9 protein-coding genes are annotated in these 16911 nt (G+C 38.2%); 5 read left to right on the forward strand and 4 right to left on the reverse strand.

The window, feature by feature from the left end:
* Window positions 1-183: 183 nt before the first annotated feature.
* Genes P0Y49_17385 through P0Y49_17395 form a run of 3 tightly spaced genes read left to right on the forward strand, consistent with a single transcriptional unit; the run spans window position 184 to window position 8630 of the window.
* Window positions 184-5298, forward strand: coding sequence for a translocation/assembly module TamB (locus P0Y49_17385; protein ID WEK18565.1), 5115 nt, complete (start codon window positions 184-186; stop codon window positions 5296-5298).
* Window positions 5282-7603 carry a BamA/TamA family outer membrane protein gene (locus tag P0Y49_17390; protein WEK18566.1) on the forward strand — a complete coding sequence of 774 codons (2322 nt, stop codon included), beginning with the start codon at window positions 5282-5284 and terminating at the stop codon, window positions 7601-7603. Before P0Y49_17385 ends, P0Y49_17390 begins: the two co-directional genes overlap by 17 nt.
* Before the next feature lies 1 nt (window position 7604).
* A complete protein-coding gene (locus P0Y49_17395; GenBank protein WEK18567.1) occupies window positions 7605-8630 on the forward strand; it encodes a YihY/virulence factor BrkB family protein in 1026 nt (341 codons plus the stop codon).
* On the opposite strand, the gene P0Y49_17400 is transcribed toward P0Y49_17395, so the two are convergent.
* Together P0Y49_17400 and P0Y49_17405 are read right to left on the reverse strand one after the other, a co-directional pair.
* A complete protein-coding gene (locus P0Y49_17400) occupies window positions 8631-10643 on the reverse strand; it encodes an ATP-binding protein (protein ID WEK18568.1) in 2013 nt (670 codons plus the stop codon).
* 230 nt (window positions 10644-10873) lie between these two features.
* Window positions 10874-12775 (reverse strand): DNA topoisomerase IV subunit B, encoded by a 1902-nt coding sequence (locus P0Y49_17405; protein WEK18569.1) that lies wholly within the window; start codon window positions 12773-12775, stop codon window positions 10874-10876.
* Window positions 12776-12962: 187 nt separating this feature from the next.
* Here P0Y49_17405 and P0Y49_17410 point away from each other — a divergent pair, with 187 nt between their 5' ends.
* The gene (locus P0Y49_17410; protein ID WEK18570.1) at window positions 12963-14273 is read left to right on the forward strand and encodes a DEAD/DEAH box helicase; all 1311 of its coding nucleotides are present in this window, start codon (window positions 12963-12965) and stop codon (window positions 14271-14273) included.
* An 84-nt stretch (window positions 14274-14357) separates the two neighbouring features.
* Here P0Y49_17410 and P0Y49_17415 read toward each other — a convergent pair whose 3' ends face one another.
* Together P0Y49_17415 and P0Y49_17420 are read right to left on the reverse strand one after the other, a co-directional pair.
* Entirely contained in the window at window positions 14358-15209 is an 852-nt protein-coding gene (locus P0Y49_17415; GenBank protein WEK18571.1) for a flagellar motor protein MotB, read from the reverse strand.
* Window positions 15210-15276: 67 nt separating this feature from the next.
* Complete coding sequence (locus tag P0Y49_17420) at window positions 15277-16140, reverse strand: sigma-70 family RNA polymerase sigma factor (GenBank protein ID WEK18572.1); 864 nt, start codon at window positions 16138-16140, stop codon at window positions 15277-15279.
* A gap of 271 nt (window positions 16141-16411) precedes the next feature.
* Between P0Y49_17420 and P0Y49_17425 the strand changes: the two genes are divergently transcribed.
* Entirely contained in the window at window positions 16412-16906 is a 495-nt protein-coding gene (locus P0Y49_17425; protein ID WEK18573.1) for a BON domain-containing protein, read from the forward strand.
* Window positions 16907-16911: the final 5 nt, after the last annotated feature.

Raw genomic sequence — 16911 nt, forward strand, 5'->3', positions numbered from 1 at the left:
TTCTTGCTCAAAGAAGAATAATTACCTGTTTTCGGCTACAAAGTTATAAAACATACAACTTTGTTTATACTTTTGAACAATTAATTCGATAGATTGTAGTATATAACGACAACACTGAACTTCCCTCTGATGGCATGGTTTTGGTGATTATTGAGGATAATATAAACTTTCAATCCAGCTCAATTGAATAAATATATACAAAAAGGTCTTAGAATTTTACTGTGGATTATCGCGAGCATTCTTTTACTGCTCGTACTGATTATGGTTTCCCTAAAAATTCCGGCTGTACAAAATTTTGTTAAAGATATAGCCATCAACTACCTTAAGGGCAAGACTAAAACTGAAATCAGGTTAGGAAGTGTCGAGTTAGGCTTGCCTAACGACATTGTACTTAACCAATTTTATATTGAAGATAAAAAAGGCGACACCCTACTCTATGCACAAAAACTAGCAGTCGACATTAGCTTATTTGAACTATTCAATAACAAAGTTGAAATAAACTATATCGGTTTGCAAAAAATACGAGCAAATGTGACCCGTATAAATCCGGATACAACATTTAATTTTTCCTTTTTAGTAGACGCTTTCGTATCAGAACAGGCAAAACCGGAGGCCAAAGTTAAAAAAGACACCACCTCAACCCTAAAATTTTCTGTCAGTAAAATTAACCTGGAAGATATTGGCATTGTTTACCGTGATGATGTTGCCGGTAATGACATGAATCTGAACCTTGGAGAATTTAAAGCCAACATTAAAGATTTTGATCTGAACAACCAGCACTATTTAATCAAAACGCTTTCTCTAAACAACACTTCAGTTAAATACCTGCAGCAAAAACCATTGACACAGTTGCAGACACAAATCGCAAACAGCATTGATACTTCAAAAACTAAATCGGGTAAATTGCCACTTGTTGAAATACAAGATTTCGCGTTCAATAAGGTTAAAGTAAGCTTTGATGACAAGATCTCGAAAACCAGTGCAAACCTCGACTTAAATCAACTCGCACTAACTAAATTATTTATAGATCTTACCAACAACAAGTATCAGATTGAAGACGCAAAAATCAATGACAGTAAAGTTGATTTTAAAACTGCGGGTTCTGATATGCAGGCTCAAGTTAACCTGAAAGAATTCTCCGTAACACAGCTAATCGCGGATGTAAACCACAACAAATACCAGTTAGATGAGGCAAAATTGAATCGATCAGCTATAGCATTTGCATTTAAACCGGCTCCTCCTGTTAAAACACCTCGAAAAACAGGAACGGCTCCGGCAACTCCCGGAATTTCCATTATCGCACAGCACCTAAGCCTTGCCGAAAACAATGTAAAGTTTGATAACCTGGCTGAAAAGCCCGCTAAAGGAATGGACTTTAACCATCTCAATATAAAGAATCTGGGCATCCAAACAGAAAAGCTTTCCTATAGTGATGCCGGCATTCTGGTTAAGGTAAAGTCTGCTAGCTTTAAAGAGAAGAGTGGTTTCGAATTGTCGAAATTACAAGGCGATGTTGCTTATACCCAAAAGCAGACAAAAGTTAACAACCTGGTATTGAAGACACCCAATACCAGTATTGAAAACAATACTCAGCTGGATTATACCACGATGGAGGATCTCACCAAACATCCTGAAAGGGTAAAAATCTATATGCAGGTAAAAAATACGACCATAGGTTTAAAAGACGCAGCATATTTTAGTGATGCAATACCCGAAAACTATCGCAATGAAAAGATCAAAATAAATGCCCAGGCTCATGGATACATGAATAATCTGGTCATTCCAAAATTACAGATGGATGGTTTGAAAAGCACCCATATTGATGTAAGCGGAACGGCAAAAGGCCTACCTGATGTAAACAAAACTGTGCTTGACCTGAATATCAAACGCTTCTCTTTGACCAAGAGCGACCTGCTTGTTGTTATACCTAAAAAAGCATTACCTGCTAACATTAGTTTACCAAATTCGATTGATGCGACAGGTAAGTTTACAGGCTCCATGACAAACTTCAACACCGGGTTCAACATCAATACTGACATGGGGTCGGCCAAATTACTGGCCAATATGAAAGGTCCAAAAGGACAAGAAAGTTATACTGCCGACATTGATCTAAACGATTTTAATGTAGGACGCCTGTTAAAAATGGAGCCTCAGCTAGGTAAGATCACGGTAAAAGCTAATATTAAAGGAACAGGTTTGGATGCTAAAAAGGCTTCCGCTACAGTAAATGGGCAAGTGGTAAGTGCTTACTACAACAACTACACCTACAGAAATTTAAACCTAAGCGGTACTTATAAACAGCAAAAACTGGATTTGAAAAGCAATATGGCTGACAGTAACGCCAATTTTGAGTTAACAGCTCATGTGGATATCTCGGGTAAATACCCTGCCATAAAAACCAATGTGGATCTGAAACAGATAGATTTACAAAAACTCAACTTCAGTGCTACAGAACTTAAACTGGCGGGTTTAATTAAGGCCGATATACAAACGGCCGATCCGGATTATCTGAATGGCGACATTACAGTAAATGGCCTGCAATTGGTCAAAGACGGTCAAAGTTTCAATGTGGACACCATCATTTTACACGCTGAGGCTTCTGCAGACCATAACCTACTTACGTTAAAATCAGAATTTCTGAGGGCAAAGATAGATGGTCAATACCAGCTCACCAATTTGGCTAGTGCAGTGATCAACCAGATCAATAAATACTATCAATTTGGTACTGTCACTAAAATTCCTGATCAGAGGTTTAGATTTTATGTAAACTTCTACAACCCAAAGGTCTTAAATAAACTTGTACCGGGATTGAGCAACTTTGCCCCTTCCCGCATGAATGGCTTACTAGACACGAAAAAGGATAGTTTAGTGATGAATGCTGTATTTCCACAAATAGTTTATGGCAGTTACCGTGTAGACAGCACACGTTTAAACATCAACAATACCGATCAGAAGCTGAATTATAAACTCACTATTAAAAGCTTACAAAGTCCATCCTTATCCTGCTTTAACAATGAAATTAGTGGTGCAGCAGTAAACAATGACCTCAGTCTGAACATTTATTTACGCGATAGTAAGCATAAAGATAAATATATACTCGGTGGTCTTTTCAAATCTATTGATAAGGATTTCAGGTTTAGCTTTGATCCCCAAAAAGTAGTCCTGAACTACGAAAAATGGGCAGTATCTCCTGAAAATTACTTGCAATTTGGAGCATCCGGGATACTTGCCAATCAATTTAACCTGAGCAATGGTGGACAATTACTTAGCGTTAACAGCGAAAGTAATACACCTAATGCACCGCTTAAAGTAGAGTTTAAAGATTTCAGGATAGAAACACTTACCAGGTTTGCTGAAGCAGATAGCGCTTTAGTGGGTGGAGCTATCAACGGAACAGTCAATGTAAAGGACCTCACCGGTACTCCTAAATTTGAAGCCAACTTAACTGTAGATCGGCTGCGCTATCAAAAAGATATGCTGGGGACTTTACGTATTGCGGTAAACAACAATACAGAAAATGCCTACGAAACCAACATTGCCTTATCGGGAACACATGAGCTAAGAGTCAGTGGCTTTTATTATACAGCTCCACAGAGCGCGCTCGATATGACTTTAAATATCGATAAGATAGACCTTAAAGCCATTCAAAGCCTATCGATGGGCCAAATTAAAAACGGAACCGGGACAGTAAATGGGGAACTCTCTATTAAGGGCACTTTTGATGCCCCTAAAGTACTTGGTGATTTGAAGTTTAACCAGGCCGGCTTTAATGTAGCTTATGTGAACTCTTACTTCCGGATGCCTGCTGAAACCATTAGTTTTACCAATACAGGCATTGACTTTAATAAGTTTACCATTCTGGATTCGCTAAACCAGAAAGCTGTAATTACGGGTGGAATTCTAACCACCAACTACCGGAACTTTAAGTTTAACATGGACATCAGAACCAATAACTTCAGAGCCCTAAATTCGACCTCCAAAGACAACGACATGATCTATGGCACTGTTTATTTAACCAGTACAATTAAGGTACGCGGTGACTTAAATCAGCCGGATGTAAATATGACCGTAAAGGTGGAAGATAAAACAAAATTCTTCTTCGCCATGCCGCCTGATGACCCTACAATTATTAATCAGGAAGGAATTGTACAGTTCGTTAATTTTAACGCTCCCCCTGCAAAAAAAACGCTTACTGTAACAGATTCAATTAGTAAAGCGCCGATCAAAGGAATTAATCTAAGCGCTACAATTACTATAGATCCAGGAGCAGAATTGAATGTTGTAGTGGATCCACAAAATGGGGATAACTTAAAGGTTAAAGGTGAAGCAACGCTTGCTGCTACGATGGACCCCAGCGGAAAAACCAGCTTAACCGGCAGGTACAATGTATCAAGCGGGAGCTATAATCTATCAGTGGGTCCTGTAAAAAGGGAATTTAAACTTCAACAAGGCAGCAACATCGTATGGACTGGTGAACCAACAAGTGCCAATGTAGATTTAACAGCCATGATTGAGATAAACGCGGCACCAATAGATCTGCTTGGCGATCCAACCAGAACGCAGGCAAAAACAAAATTGCCCTTCCAGGTATACCTGATGATGACCGGTGAATTGCTAAAGCCAATTATTAAATTCAAAATCGACTTACCTGAAAATGAAAGAGGGACATTGAGCGGGGATGTTTATGGCAAGCTTCAATCGGTTAATAGTGATGAAGGAGAGCTCAATAAGCAGGTATTTGCTTTATTGGTATTAGAGCGTTTTATTGCCGATAATCCTTTCCAAAGTCTAGCTGGTAGCGGTAATGGCCTTGTTACTAATTTTGCACGTTCCAGCGTAAGCAACCTGCTTGCTGATCAGTTGAACAAGTTAGCTTCTGACTTGATAAAGGGTGTAGATATTAAATTCGGAATTAATTCAACAGAGGATTATTCTACCGGACAACTCCAAAACAAGACCGATCTAGAAATAGGCCTATCCAAAAAGCTATTAAGTGATCGGTTAATTGTAACCGTAGGTAGCTCATTTGGGTTAGAAGGGCAAACAGCACAACAGAACACCACCAACATTGCGGGTAATATAAATATTGAATACCTGATCTCTAAAGATGGAAAATACAGGTTAAGGGCATACAGACGTAATCAGGATGAAGGTGTAGTTGAGGGCCAAATTATAGAAACCGGTATTGGTTTTGCCTTGGTAGTGGATTACAATAAATTTAGGGAGGTATTCCAGAATTTTTCCAAAAAGAAAAGATTAAGACAAGAAGAAAAGCCTAAAGATGACAAGACTAATTAAACTCTGCTTATTTATACTTGCCTGTTTAATTTGGGCTTCCTGCAGCACAACAAAAAGGTTGAAGCGGGGGCAGATTCTATATACGGGGGCAGCAATAAAAATCAATCCTGGTTCGACAACAAAAATTGATCACCAAAGCGAAGTAAAAGCTGCGCTACTGGATAAAACGAGGCCTCAGCCCAATAAATCATTTCTCGGTATAAAATACAAATTGGGGTTTTACAACCTCGCGGGAGAAACAACCAAAAAAAAGGGGTTTAGGCACTGGCTGCGCACCAAAATGGGTGAGCCACCGGTATTATTGAGCGAAGTAAAAATCCCTTCCAATAATGCCATATTAAAAAGCTTCCTGGTAAGTCAGGGGTACTTACAATCTGAAGTCACCGGCGACACCTTGATTAAAGGAAAAAAAGGCAAAGTAGTTTATACCGCAAATACGGGCCACAGATACAAAATCAATAGCGTTGCTTTTCCTAAAGATAGCGCAGGACTTGCAACTATTATCGATAAAAATAAAAGTAAAAGCTTACTAAAAATTGGGAATTATTACGATCTGGAAGTTTTCAAAAACGAACGCATTCGCATTGACAACGATCTAAAAGAAGAAGGCTATTTTTATTTTAGTCAGGATTATTTGATTTTGCAGGTCGACAGTACCATTGGTAAAAACAGGGTTGACATCCGTTTGGGGGTTAAAGAGGTTGCTCCCAACGCGGGTTTAAAACCATACACCATTAATAATATCAATATTTTTCCAAATTACACCTTAAGAAGAGACAGTGCTTTAAGAAAATCCACTCCGGAGATTTATAAGGATTTTAAAATTTACGACCCCAAGCACACTTTTAAAGCGCCACTCTTTAATCGCCTGGTATTCTTTAAAAAAGGTGAGCTGTACAACAGAAAAGACCATAATCAATCACTAAACCGAATGGTTAACATTGGTGCATTTCAGGCTGTAAAGGCTGAGTTTATACCACTCGACAGCTTTAAAAATGATCAGCTGGATTTAAATATTTACCTGACGCCTTTAAAGAAACATTCCCTTACTTTCTCAGTAACTGGGACCAGTAAATCAACAAACTTCGTTGGTTCTGAAGTGAAGCTTACCCAAACTACCCGTAACGTGTTCAGAGGAGCAGAACAGCTGGATATAAGTGCAAGTGGTGGTTTTGAAAGTCAAGTAGGTGGGCAAACCAGCGCTTTAAACTCTTATTCTTTTACGCTGGAAAGTAAACTCACCTTCCCAAGGTTTATTACCCCTTTTAAAGGGATCAATACCACCAATGCTTTTATTCCCAAAACAGTAGCCTCACTTTCATACCAACTATTGCACAGAGGTTCATTATATGACATTAACTCCTTCAAAACGCAATATGGTTACAAGTGGAATGAAAACAAATATAAAGAACATGCTTTTAACCCAATATCAATCAATTATGTGACTTCTTCACTCTTAACAACAGATTCCGCTACAAGAGACAGTATTTTAAAGGTAACACCAGCTCTAATCAATGTACTGGAAAAGCAGTTTATTATTGGAAGTACTTATAGTTTTACCTATAACAATCAATTTGAAGACTTCAAAAGAAACAACATTTATTTTAATGGAACGCTGGAAACAGGCGGAAACCTATGGGGGTTATTTGCCGGTAAAAATGCTAATGGAGCTAAAGTCATTGCCGGTTTAGAGCTGAACCAATTTATACGTTTAGAAGCCGATTTCAGGGATTATTATAAAATCACAAAAAATGTTACCTGGGCTAATCGCATAGATTTGGGGTATGGCTACGCTTACGGCAACCAGAATACACTACCCTTTGTACGTCAGTTTTTTGCAGGTGGAACCAATGACATTAGAGCCTGGCCAGCCAGATCTTTAGGGCCTGGAACCTATTACTATAAAAATGATCCACTTGTTGCTAACAGCAGTTATATTGACCAAAGTGGAGACATTAAGGCGCTGATCAGTTCAGAGCTAAGGTTTAAAATCTACAGCCGGTTATATGGTGCGACCTTTGTTGATGCCGGTAATATATGGCTTAGAAAAAAGAATCCTAAGGACCAGAGACAGGGAACAGAATTTAACTTAAAAACTGCTTTAGATCAGTTTGCAGTAGGTACCGGAGTCGGACTTCGAGTGGATGCAAGTATCTTTGTCATTCGCCTCGATGTTGCTTTTCCAATTCGTAAGCCTTACAATGAAGAAGGCCAACGCTGGGTTATTAACCAGGTAGACTTTGGCAGCAACACCTGGCGTAAAGAGAATTTAATTTATAACATTGGAATAGGATATCCTTTTTAATATGACATTTTTAAAAAAAGTTAAGCACTTTGCTAAAGCAACAGCCCATTTATTTATAGCTGCAGGAAAGGGTTTTATGGAAGACCGTGTGATGAAGCTAAGTGCTGCCCTCGCCTATTATACTATTTTTTCGCTTACGCCACTTATCATCATTGTCATTTCGGCCGCCAGTCTGTTTTTAGGTAATATTCCTGATTCGGATAATACATCCATCAATCCCAGAAAAGAACTTTTCTCAGAAATCACCGAACTGGTAGGTCCAAATGCCGCAGCTCAGTTGCAAACTTTTGTAACGAATGCCAACACCACCGGAAAGAGCACTATGGGACTAATTATTGGTATAGTTACGCTTGTAGTTGGCGCCACGGCTATCTTCATTGAAATTCAGGATAGCATCAACCTGATCTGGAATGTAAAGGCCGTTCCAAAAAAAGGATGGAAAAAGCTGATCATCAACAGGCTTCTATCTTTCTCCCTAATTGTCTCTTTGGGCTTTCTGCTATTGGTTTCCCTGATCATCAACAGTATTGTAGTTGCTATTGGTGATAAACTTGGCTATCTAATTTCTTCCAGTAAAATTGCCAAATACTTTCCCGTTGTTGATCATACCACCACATTATTAATTGACATATTAAACAATGCCATAACGCTCGCTGCTGTAACCGCTGTATTTACCATTATTTTCAAGGTATTACCCGATGTAATATTAAAATGGAAGCCAGCAATTATAGGTGCTTTATTCACTGCATTGCTATTTAGTTTAGGCAAATTCATAATCGGAATTTATATTGAAAAAGGCAATCCAGGCTCTGCATTTGGAGCCGCAAGTTCCTTAATCGTAATCCTGCTTTGGATTTATTACACCGCCATCATTCTTTATTTCGGTGCTGAATTTACACAAGCCTATGCCGAACGTTATTCAAAAGGGATTATCCCCAATAAATACGCTGTGCACACCAAGGTGGTTATGGTAGAAAAAAATGTAGATACATTGCCGCCAAAGCACCCGGAAGACACTAAGATATAACTATATATATTTAGTAATTTTATCAATAAGTTCCTGTTCAAGGAAGGGCTTTAATACCAGATCATTCATCCCGGCCTTTAAATAAGCATCCCTATCTTCTTGTAATACATGGGCAGTTATTCCTAAAATCGGGATTCTGGATTTGGCGAAATCACCATTATACCTTACCTCGTGGGTCAGCTCTACCCCCCCCATTATTGGCATTTGAATATCGGTCAGAATAAGATCGTAATGATTCTTTTTAAACAGCTCAAGTGCCTCTTTACCATCATAAGCACAATCGAACCGCATTTCCCATTTTTTCAGTACCGTTTGGGCAAGCAATATATTCATCTTATTGTCATCTACCAATAAAATATGCTTTCCGGTCAGCTTTCCCGTAAGGGGCGCTTCCGTTGCCTGTACCACGACCTCTTCTTCCTTTACCTTAGTAATTTCATAAGGAATCTCAAAACTGAATACAGAGCCCTTTCCAGGAACGCTACTCACATCAATTTTACCCCCCTGCAGCTCTACTATTTTTTTACAGATAGCCAAACCTAAGCCCGTTCCCTGCTTGGTCGTGGAATATACCTGCGCAAATTCATCAAAAATAAACTCCAGATCCTCAGCAGCAATCCCAATCCCGGTATCCTCAACATGGACTTTTAAAATCCCATGCTTTTTCCCATGAACAACCAGATTAACTTTTAAGATTACCTTACCACTTGAAGTAAATTTAATGGCATTGGTTAATAAGTTCATCACCAACTGTTTTAACCGTAAACGATCGCCTAGTAAACAAACATCTTTTTCTAAGGATACTTTGTTTTCCAATAAAAGATTTTTATTGACCGCCAATACGTTCATACTGTTAAACACTTCCATGATTTCATTTTCAGGATGGAAAGGTGTATTTTCAAGATTTATTTTTCCAACTTCATATTTAGAGAAGTCGAGAATTTCATTTACCAATGCCAGCAACATCTCAGATGAATTACGGATGGCATCAACCTGACGGGTTTGTTCATTGGTCAGGTCACTTTTACTCAACTGTTCTGAGAAACCAACTACCGAATTGAGCGGTGTGCGTATCTCGTGACTCATATTTGCTAGAAAACGACTTTTTGAATGGGAATCCTGCGAAGCGCGTTTACCCAACATGATGAGTACCTTTTCATTTTTATATAGTTTAATGATATTATAGAGGATAATGATAACCAGACTAACCAGCAATAGTACATTTATCATTGTAATCCAATCCAGCTCCTTAATTTCTGTAAGTAGCTTAGCACTAAGCAAGGTTCTGGTTTCCATAACGTAACCAATCTCATCCTTTTTAAAGCTTTGTAATATAGAAATGATCTCCGTTACCAATTTACTATTTAGCATCAGGATCGCCTTTTCATCATTTTTTAACTTATTAGCACTAGCATACAACCGCTTATAATATTCTTCTATTTTTTTAAGCTGCTGTTTATTAAAACTTCTTACATCCTGATTTACAACTATATTCTTTTCTGTTTTAATAATAGTAAGAGAAGTATCCTTCTTTTTCTTTTTCCCGGAAAAGGCATCTGCAAGACGTCCAAAGAATTTTCTCTCCGGAAGGGGCTGATGTTTAATGGTATCAAAACTAGTCACTGTTTTAACCTGCTTCTTTGCTACCGGAATTTCAATTTTACCCTCTACTTCCCTTTCCACAAGGCCCAACTGCGAGAAACCAATTACCAAACTGTCAGTCAGTTTTCTTAGCTTTAAATAGCTTTCAGTCTTTAGCTTCTTTTGTTTAATCAGCCGCTTAAAATCGGGAGTTAGCACATTATCATCAACATTGATATTGAGTTCACTTAAAAAGGTAGACACTTTTTGAATTTGCAAAGAGAATTTCTTAATATACTCCCGATCAGCCGTGACCGCATACAAACGTGAATTATTTTCTGCCTGATATAGCGTATAGATACAGCTGTCTACTTTTGAATAATCTTCCTTAAGCTTAACCAGCTCAGTAACATTGCGTTTCAATGCATTCATTTTACTGAACCGCAGGTATAAAAAAAATGCAAAAAGGAATAAAATCAGTATTAAAAATACGATCAGGTAATAACGTATGGGCGATCTTTTTGTGGCGCTAAGAGGCATAAAGTTTTTAATTTACCGCAATTAAACTGCAGAACTTAGTAAACTATTCTATCAAATGGGATCGATCAGAATACAAGTATAAATCAAAAATTTTACAATTCGCCTATATCAAACATTAAAAATTAAGCCACATCCAAAGAGTTTTCAACCTCATCTGTATCATTAGGTTTGGCTGTTATTTCCAGATCATTCACCTCATCTTTCTCTATTCTTAGATTTTTGATGATATGCTGTTGCCGGTCTGGTGTATTTTTACCCATATAGTATTCCAGGAGGCTTTTAATAGTCTGATCTTTAAGAATCACCGGATCAAGCCTGATGTCTTTACCAATGAACAATCCAAATTCATCCGGAGAGATTTCACCTAATCCTTTAAATCGTGTAATTTCAGGCTTATTTCCTAGTTTTTCAATGGCTCTTTTACGCTCCTCATCACTGTAACAATAAATGGTTTCTTTCTTATTACGCACTCTAAATAAAGGCGTTTGCAAGATATAAACGTGTCCGGAACGAACCAAATCCGGGAAGAACTGCAAAAAGAAGGTCATCATTAACAACCTGATGTGCATACCATCCACATCGGCATCGGTGGCAATTACAATATTGTTATAGTGCAAGCCATCCAATCCATCTTCTATATTTAAGGCATGTTGTAAAAGGTTAAATTCTTCATTCTCGTATACCACCTTTTTGGTCAGTTCATAACAGTTTAAGGGCTTTCCTTTTAGACTGAATACTGCCTGGCAATCTACATCTCTTGACTTGGTGATGGAGCCTGAAGCCGAATCACCCTCAGTAATGAATAGAGTAGTTTCATACCTTTTATCATGGGTACTGTTAAAATGAACCTTGCAATCTCTTAGTTTTTTATTGTGCAACGAAGCTTTTTTTGCTCTGTCGTTTGCTAGTTTTTTTATACCGGCAATATCTTTCCGCTCACGTTCAGATTGTAGAATCCTTTTTAACAAGGCATCGGCTACATCAGCATGTTTATGCAGATAATCGTCCAGTTCTTTCTTAACAAAGTCATTAATAAAAGTCCTTACAGATGGTCCGTCAGGGCCCATATTTTGTGAACCCAATTTGGTTTTAGTTTGCGATTCGAATACAGGCTCCTGCACACGTACCGAAATGGCTGCAATGATGGATGACCTGATGTCTGATGCATCGTACTCCTTTTTATAAAATTCACGGACGGTTTTCACCACAGCTTCTCTAAAAGCTGCCTGGTGTGTTCCACCCTGCGTGGTATGCTGACCATTTACGAAAGAATAGTAATCTTCACCATACTGCTGACCATGGGTCATCGCAATCTCAATATCGTTCCCTACCAGGTGAATAATCGGATAACGAATACTATCTACGCCTGCATTTTTATGCAACAGATCGTAAAGCCCCCTTTCAGAGAAATATTTTTGTCCGTTAAAATTGATGGTTAAACCGGCATTCAGGAACACATAATTCCAGATCATACTCTCTACAAAATCTGGAATATAGTGGTAATTTCTAAAAATGGTCTCATCAGGATAAAAAGTAATGGCCGTACCATTCCGCTGTGTAGTATCTATGATGCCATTATCTACTACGATCTCTCCTTTTGAGAACTCAACTTTTTTGGTCTTGTTATCCCGGTAAGACTGTACCGTAAAGTTTGTAGACAATGCATTTACAGCCTTGGTACCTACCCCATTTAAACCTACCGATTTCTGGAAGGCCTTGCTATCATATTTACCTCCGGTATTGATTTTGGAAACACAATCAATTACTTTACCTAAAGGGATACCCCGTCCATAATCACGAACATTTACTTTCTGGTCAGAAACCGTAATTTCTATCGTACGGCCAGACCCCATTACAAACTCATCAATAGAGTTGTCGACAATCTCTTTCAGTAATACATAGATCCCATCATCCTGAGCTGATCCGTCGCCCAGTTTTCCAATGTACATACCGGGACGTAATCTAATGTGTTCCTTCCAGTCGAGAGAGCGTATACTATCTTCGTTATAATTCGGTTCTGCCATGATGTAATTGAGTAGAGTAGAATTACAAATTTAAGTGAATATGCGTGTGAATCAACCATAAAGTTTCAACAAATGCACAATTATCGTGTAAAACTACCTCGTAAGCAAAAGCCGAAAGTTATGCGTACCTTTGCGACGAAACAATAATCTTTTGTTTCTATATATTTTACATTAAAATAAAAAAACATTGTTATTCAACGAATTAAATCTGATTGAGCCTATTTTAAATGCGCTGCAAGCAGAAGGTTATACACGACCTACCCCCATACAAGAACAATCCATTCCATCTATATTACAAGGCAGAGATTTATTAGGCTGCGCACAAACAGGAACAGGTAAAACTGCTGCTTTTGCCATCCCTATGCTGCAGTTGTTAAGTAAACCACATACCAATACGAAAGTTCATAAAACCATCAAGGCACTGATATTAACACCAACCCGTGAGCTGGCCATTCAAATTGAAGAGAGTTTTAAAGCTTATGGCAGAAACCTTCCATTAAAACATTTGGTAATCTTTGGTGGTGTTGGACAAAAAGCACAAACTGATGCACTACACCGAGGTGTTGATATTTTGGTTGCTACTCCAGGCCGGTTATTAGACCTGATGAACCAAGGCTTTGTAAACCTGAAAGATATCGAAATCTTTGTTTTGGATGAAGCCGACAGGATGCTCGACATGGGTTTTATCCATGATGTAAAAAAAGTAATTGCCAAATTACCTGCTAAGCGACAAACTTTATTTTTCTCGGCTACGATGCCTAAAGAAATACAGTCATTAGCAAATACCATCCTAACCGATCCGATTAAAGTAGAGGTAACGCCGGTATCCTCTACCGCAGAAAAGATCCAGCAACAGATCTTCTTTGTAGAGAAGAATGATAAAAAAGGTTTATTACTTCACATTTTAAAAGATAAAACCATAGAAACGGCATTGGTCTTTGCCCGTACTAAACATGGATCAGACCGCATTGTTAAGGATCTGGTTAAAGTTGGGATAAAAGCAGAAGCCATACATGGAAATAAATCGCAAAATGCCAGACAAAGGGCATTAACTAATTTTAAAGCAAAGACAACACGGATTTTAGTCGCCACTGACATTGCGGCCCGTGGTATTGATGTGGATGAACTGGCCCATGTAATCAATTACGAATTGCCAAACATTCCGGAAACTTATGTACACCGTATAGGTCGTACTGGTCGCGCAGGATTAAGCGGTACTGCTTTTTCATTTTGTGATCCAGAAGAAAAGGAATTCTTAGACGACATTGAAAAATTGATTGGTTTAAAGATTCCGGTAACGGAAGACCATCCTTATGCGATGAGCTGGCAAAGCCTAATGTCCGGTGCAGCAGCTGCAAAGTCTAAAGGCAAAGCAAAACCTTCCAGAGGTGCACGCCCCGAAAGAGGCGCTCGTCCGGAAAGAACCGAACGTCAGCCTAATCTGAGTGGAGCAAAGAAAACTCCTAATGGCGGAAACAGAAGGTGGTCAAAGAAATAATCACTGATCTTTTCTAAAGAGGTATAAAAAAAAACGCACATGAAAATGTACGTTTTTTTTTATACCTCTTTTTTCCACCAGAAATTACTGATTCTTTGTATCCGGAGCTTTACCAATCAGATCCATAAACTGATCTAATTTTGGCGTGATAATAATTTGAGTTCTTCTGTTTAATGCTCTCCCCGCATCTGTATTATTACTTGCTACAGGATTATATTCCCCTCGTCCTCCTGCCGTTAACCGCTTTGGATCAACACCATAGGTATTTTGCAAAGCCTGCACTACAGAAGACCCCCTTAGTGCACTTAAATCCCAGTTATTACGTATATTGGTTTGAGAAATTGGTACGTTATCCGTATTTCCTTCAATTAAAACACCGTAATCCCGGTAATCTTTAATGATTTTTGCAATCTTACTTAGCGTTTCACCTGCTTTAGGCAGTATTTCATAGCTCCCTGATTTATAAAGCATATGATCTGAAAGGGAGATATACACCACACCTTTTAACACCTGAACATCAACATCGCTCAATTCCTCTCGACTTAAAGAACGGGTAAGATTATTAGTCAATACCATATTTAATGAGTCACTTCTATTCTTTGCATTAACAAGATGCTGTATGTATTTATTGGAAGAGTTAATCTCATCCACCAGTTTAGAGATATTTACATTTCCCTGGTTAGATGATGCCAAACATTTATTTAAAGCCGCCTGCAAAGAAGTAACATTTTGCCTTTGAGCAGCGATCTGTTCTTCCAGACCTTTAACTCTAGACGTTGAACCGGCTAGTTCTTGCTGACAACCTTGATATTTTTGACTTAAATCCTGCTGCATCTCATTATACCTTGTCTGCAGCTCATTATACTTTTTATTACTTACACATCCCTGAAATAACAAAAACAGGCTTAATGTGCCTACCAAAACAAAACCTTTCATACCTCACTTATTTAAATAATTGATAGTAAAAGCGTCCTCTTTATAACAAATTTGGCTCAATAAAGTTTCAGCCAAAATAGTCTGTCATACAGCTCAACTGGCAAATCGTTTTTAACGATTCAATTCCTTTGCACTTCAACTGCCTTACACGCTCGGCGGTTAAACCTATTTTATAAGCAATATCATCATGTGTTAACTCAGGAAAGTTATCAATACCATAGCAATATTTTAAAACCACTCTTTGCTTTTCAGGCAATGTATCTATAGCCCTGATCAAATCTTTTGACAGGGACTCCTTAAACAACTGAGCACTAGGGCAGATGGAATTTGTATTGACCAACGTATCCAGAAGTGACAATTCAGAATATGCATTTGATTTCACCTCTACAGAAACGGATATGCCACCATTGTACAAGACATCAGCAATCTTTTCTTCCGACAATCCAAGGACTTCAGCAAGTTCTGTTAACGTTGGTGTCCGCTCCAACATTTGCTCGAGCTTAATTGAAGCTTTCGAGACCCTGCCCATATCATAAATCTGATTGCCAGAAAGCTTTACAGTCCGCTTTTGCTCAGATATGGCCTGAATGATACACTGCCTTATCCAATACACCGCAAATGAAATAAATTTGAAGCCTTTGGTAGGATCAAACCGTTTTGCAGCTTTTATTAATCCTATATTTCCTTCACTGATCAAGTCACAAAGGCTCAACCCATTGTTTTGATATTGTTTTGCCACTGAAACCACAAAACGAAGGTTTGTTTTGATCATTTTTTCCAAAGCAAACTGATCGCCATTTTTGACCTTTACAGCCAGAATTGCCTCTTCCCCCTGTCGAAGTAAGTCAATTTGGGCAATTTCAACCAGGTATCTGGAAATACCATCTTCATTACGATTTGTTATACTTTGCGCTATTTTTAATTGTCTCATAATCAAATCTGTCAGGTTTGTTTATGGCAAATCTAAAAAGCGGATCTAACAGTCCATGAACCTTATTAATAATCAGTTAACAATGAAGTTCGAAGTAAAAAAGACCACACAATATTTTGTTTAAAAACACTAAAACACAACCAACAGAATATAATTTTAGCCTAACAACTTGAAAGTAGATTATTTAATTAGCAATAGTAAAAACAAAATCGACACTAAAGCTATTATGATCTTATAAACCAATAAAGCGAATTGATCAACTATGAAAAACATGATGAAAAAAATGACTGCTGTCTTAATGATACTGAGCATTATCACAGCCACATTAACCGGTTGCAAAAGCAAACCAAAGGATTCAGATATAAAAGCTGCCGTTGAAACGGCCATTCAGGCAAATCCTATCGGTAACGAAACAACTGTATCTGTTGAAAAAGGTGTGGTTACGCTTAATGGAAAAGTTGTCAATGAAGGCGCTAAAGCAGATTTAGCCCAAACAACAACCGCTGTTATTGGTGTTAAATCTGTAATCAATAACCTTGAAGTTGTTTCTAGTCCAACTGTACCAGTAATTGTTGCTGCAGATGATGCTTTAACCGCAGCTGTTAAAGATGCGACTAAAGATTTCCCTACGGTTCAAGCAACTGTTTCTGACGGTATAGTTACCTTAAAAGGAGAAATCCAAAAAGCCAATCTTCAAAAACTAATGATGGCACTCCAGGCATTAAAACCTAAAAAGGTAGACAACAGTCAACTGGTAATCAAATAATTAAG

The organism is Candidatus Pedobacter colombiensis (assembly GCA_029202485.1).
GTDB lineage: Bacteria > Bacteroidota > Bacteroidia > Sphingobacteriales > Sphingobacteriaceae > Pedobacter > Pedobacter colombiensis.

Bases quoted from the DNA above. Each gene is read 5' to 3' on its own strand.
- P0Y49_17390 (WEK18566.1), top strand. From the start codon at position 5,282: ATGACAAGACTAATTAAACTCTGCTTATTTATACTTGCCTGTTTAATT.
- P0Y49_17395 (WEK18567.1), top strand. From the start codon at position 7,605: ATGACATTTTTAAAAAAAGTTAAGCACTTTGCTAAAGCAACAGCCCAT.
- P0Y49_17400 (WEK18568.1), bottom strand. From the start codon at position 10,643: ATGAATGCATTGAAACGCAATGTTACTGAGCTGGTTAAGCTTAAGGAA.
- P0Y49_17405 (WEK18569.1), bottom strand. From the start codon at position 12,775: ATGGCAGAACCGAATTATAACGAAGATAGTATACGCTCTCTCGACTGG.
- P0Y49_17415 (WEK18571.1), bottom strand. From the start codon at position 15,209: ATGAAAGGTTTTGTTTTGGTAGGCACATTAAGCCTGTTTTTGTTATTT.
- P0Y49_17420 (WEK18572.1), bottom strand. From the start codon at position 16,140: ATGAGACAATTAAAAATAGCGCAAAGTATAACAAATCGTAATGAAGAT.
- P0Y49_17425 (WEK18573.1), top strand. From the start codon at position 16,412: ATGATGAAAAAAATGACTGCTGTCTTAATGATACTGAGCATTATCACA.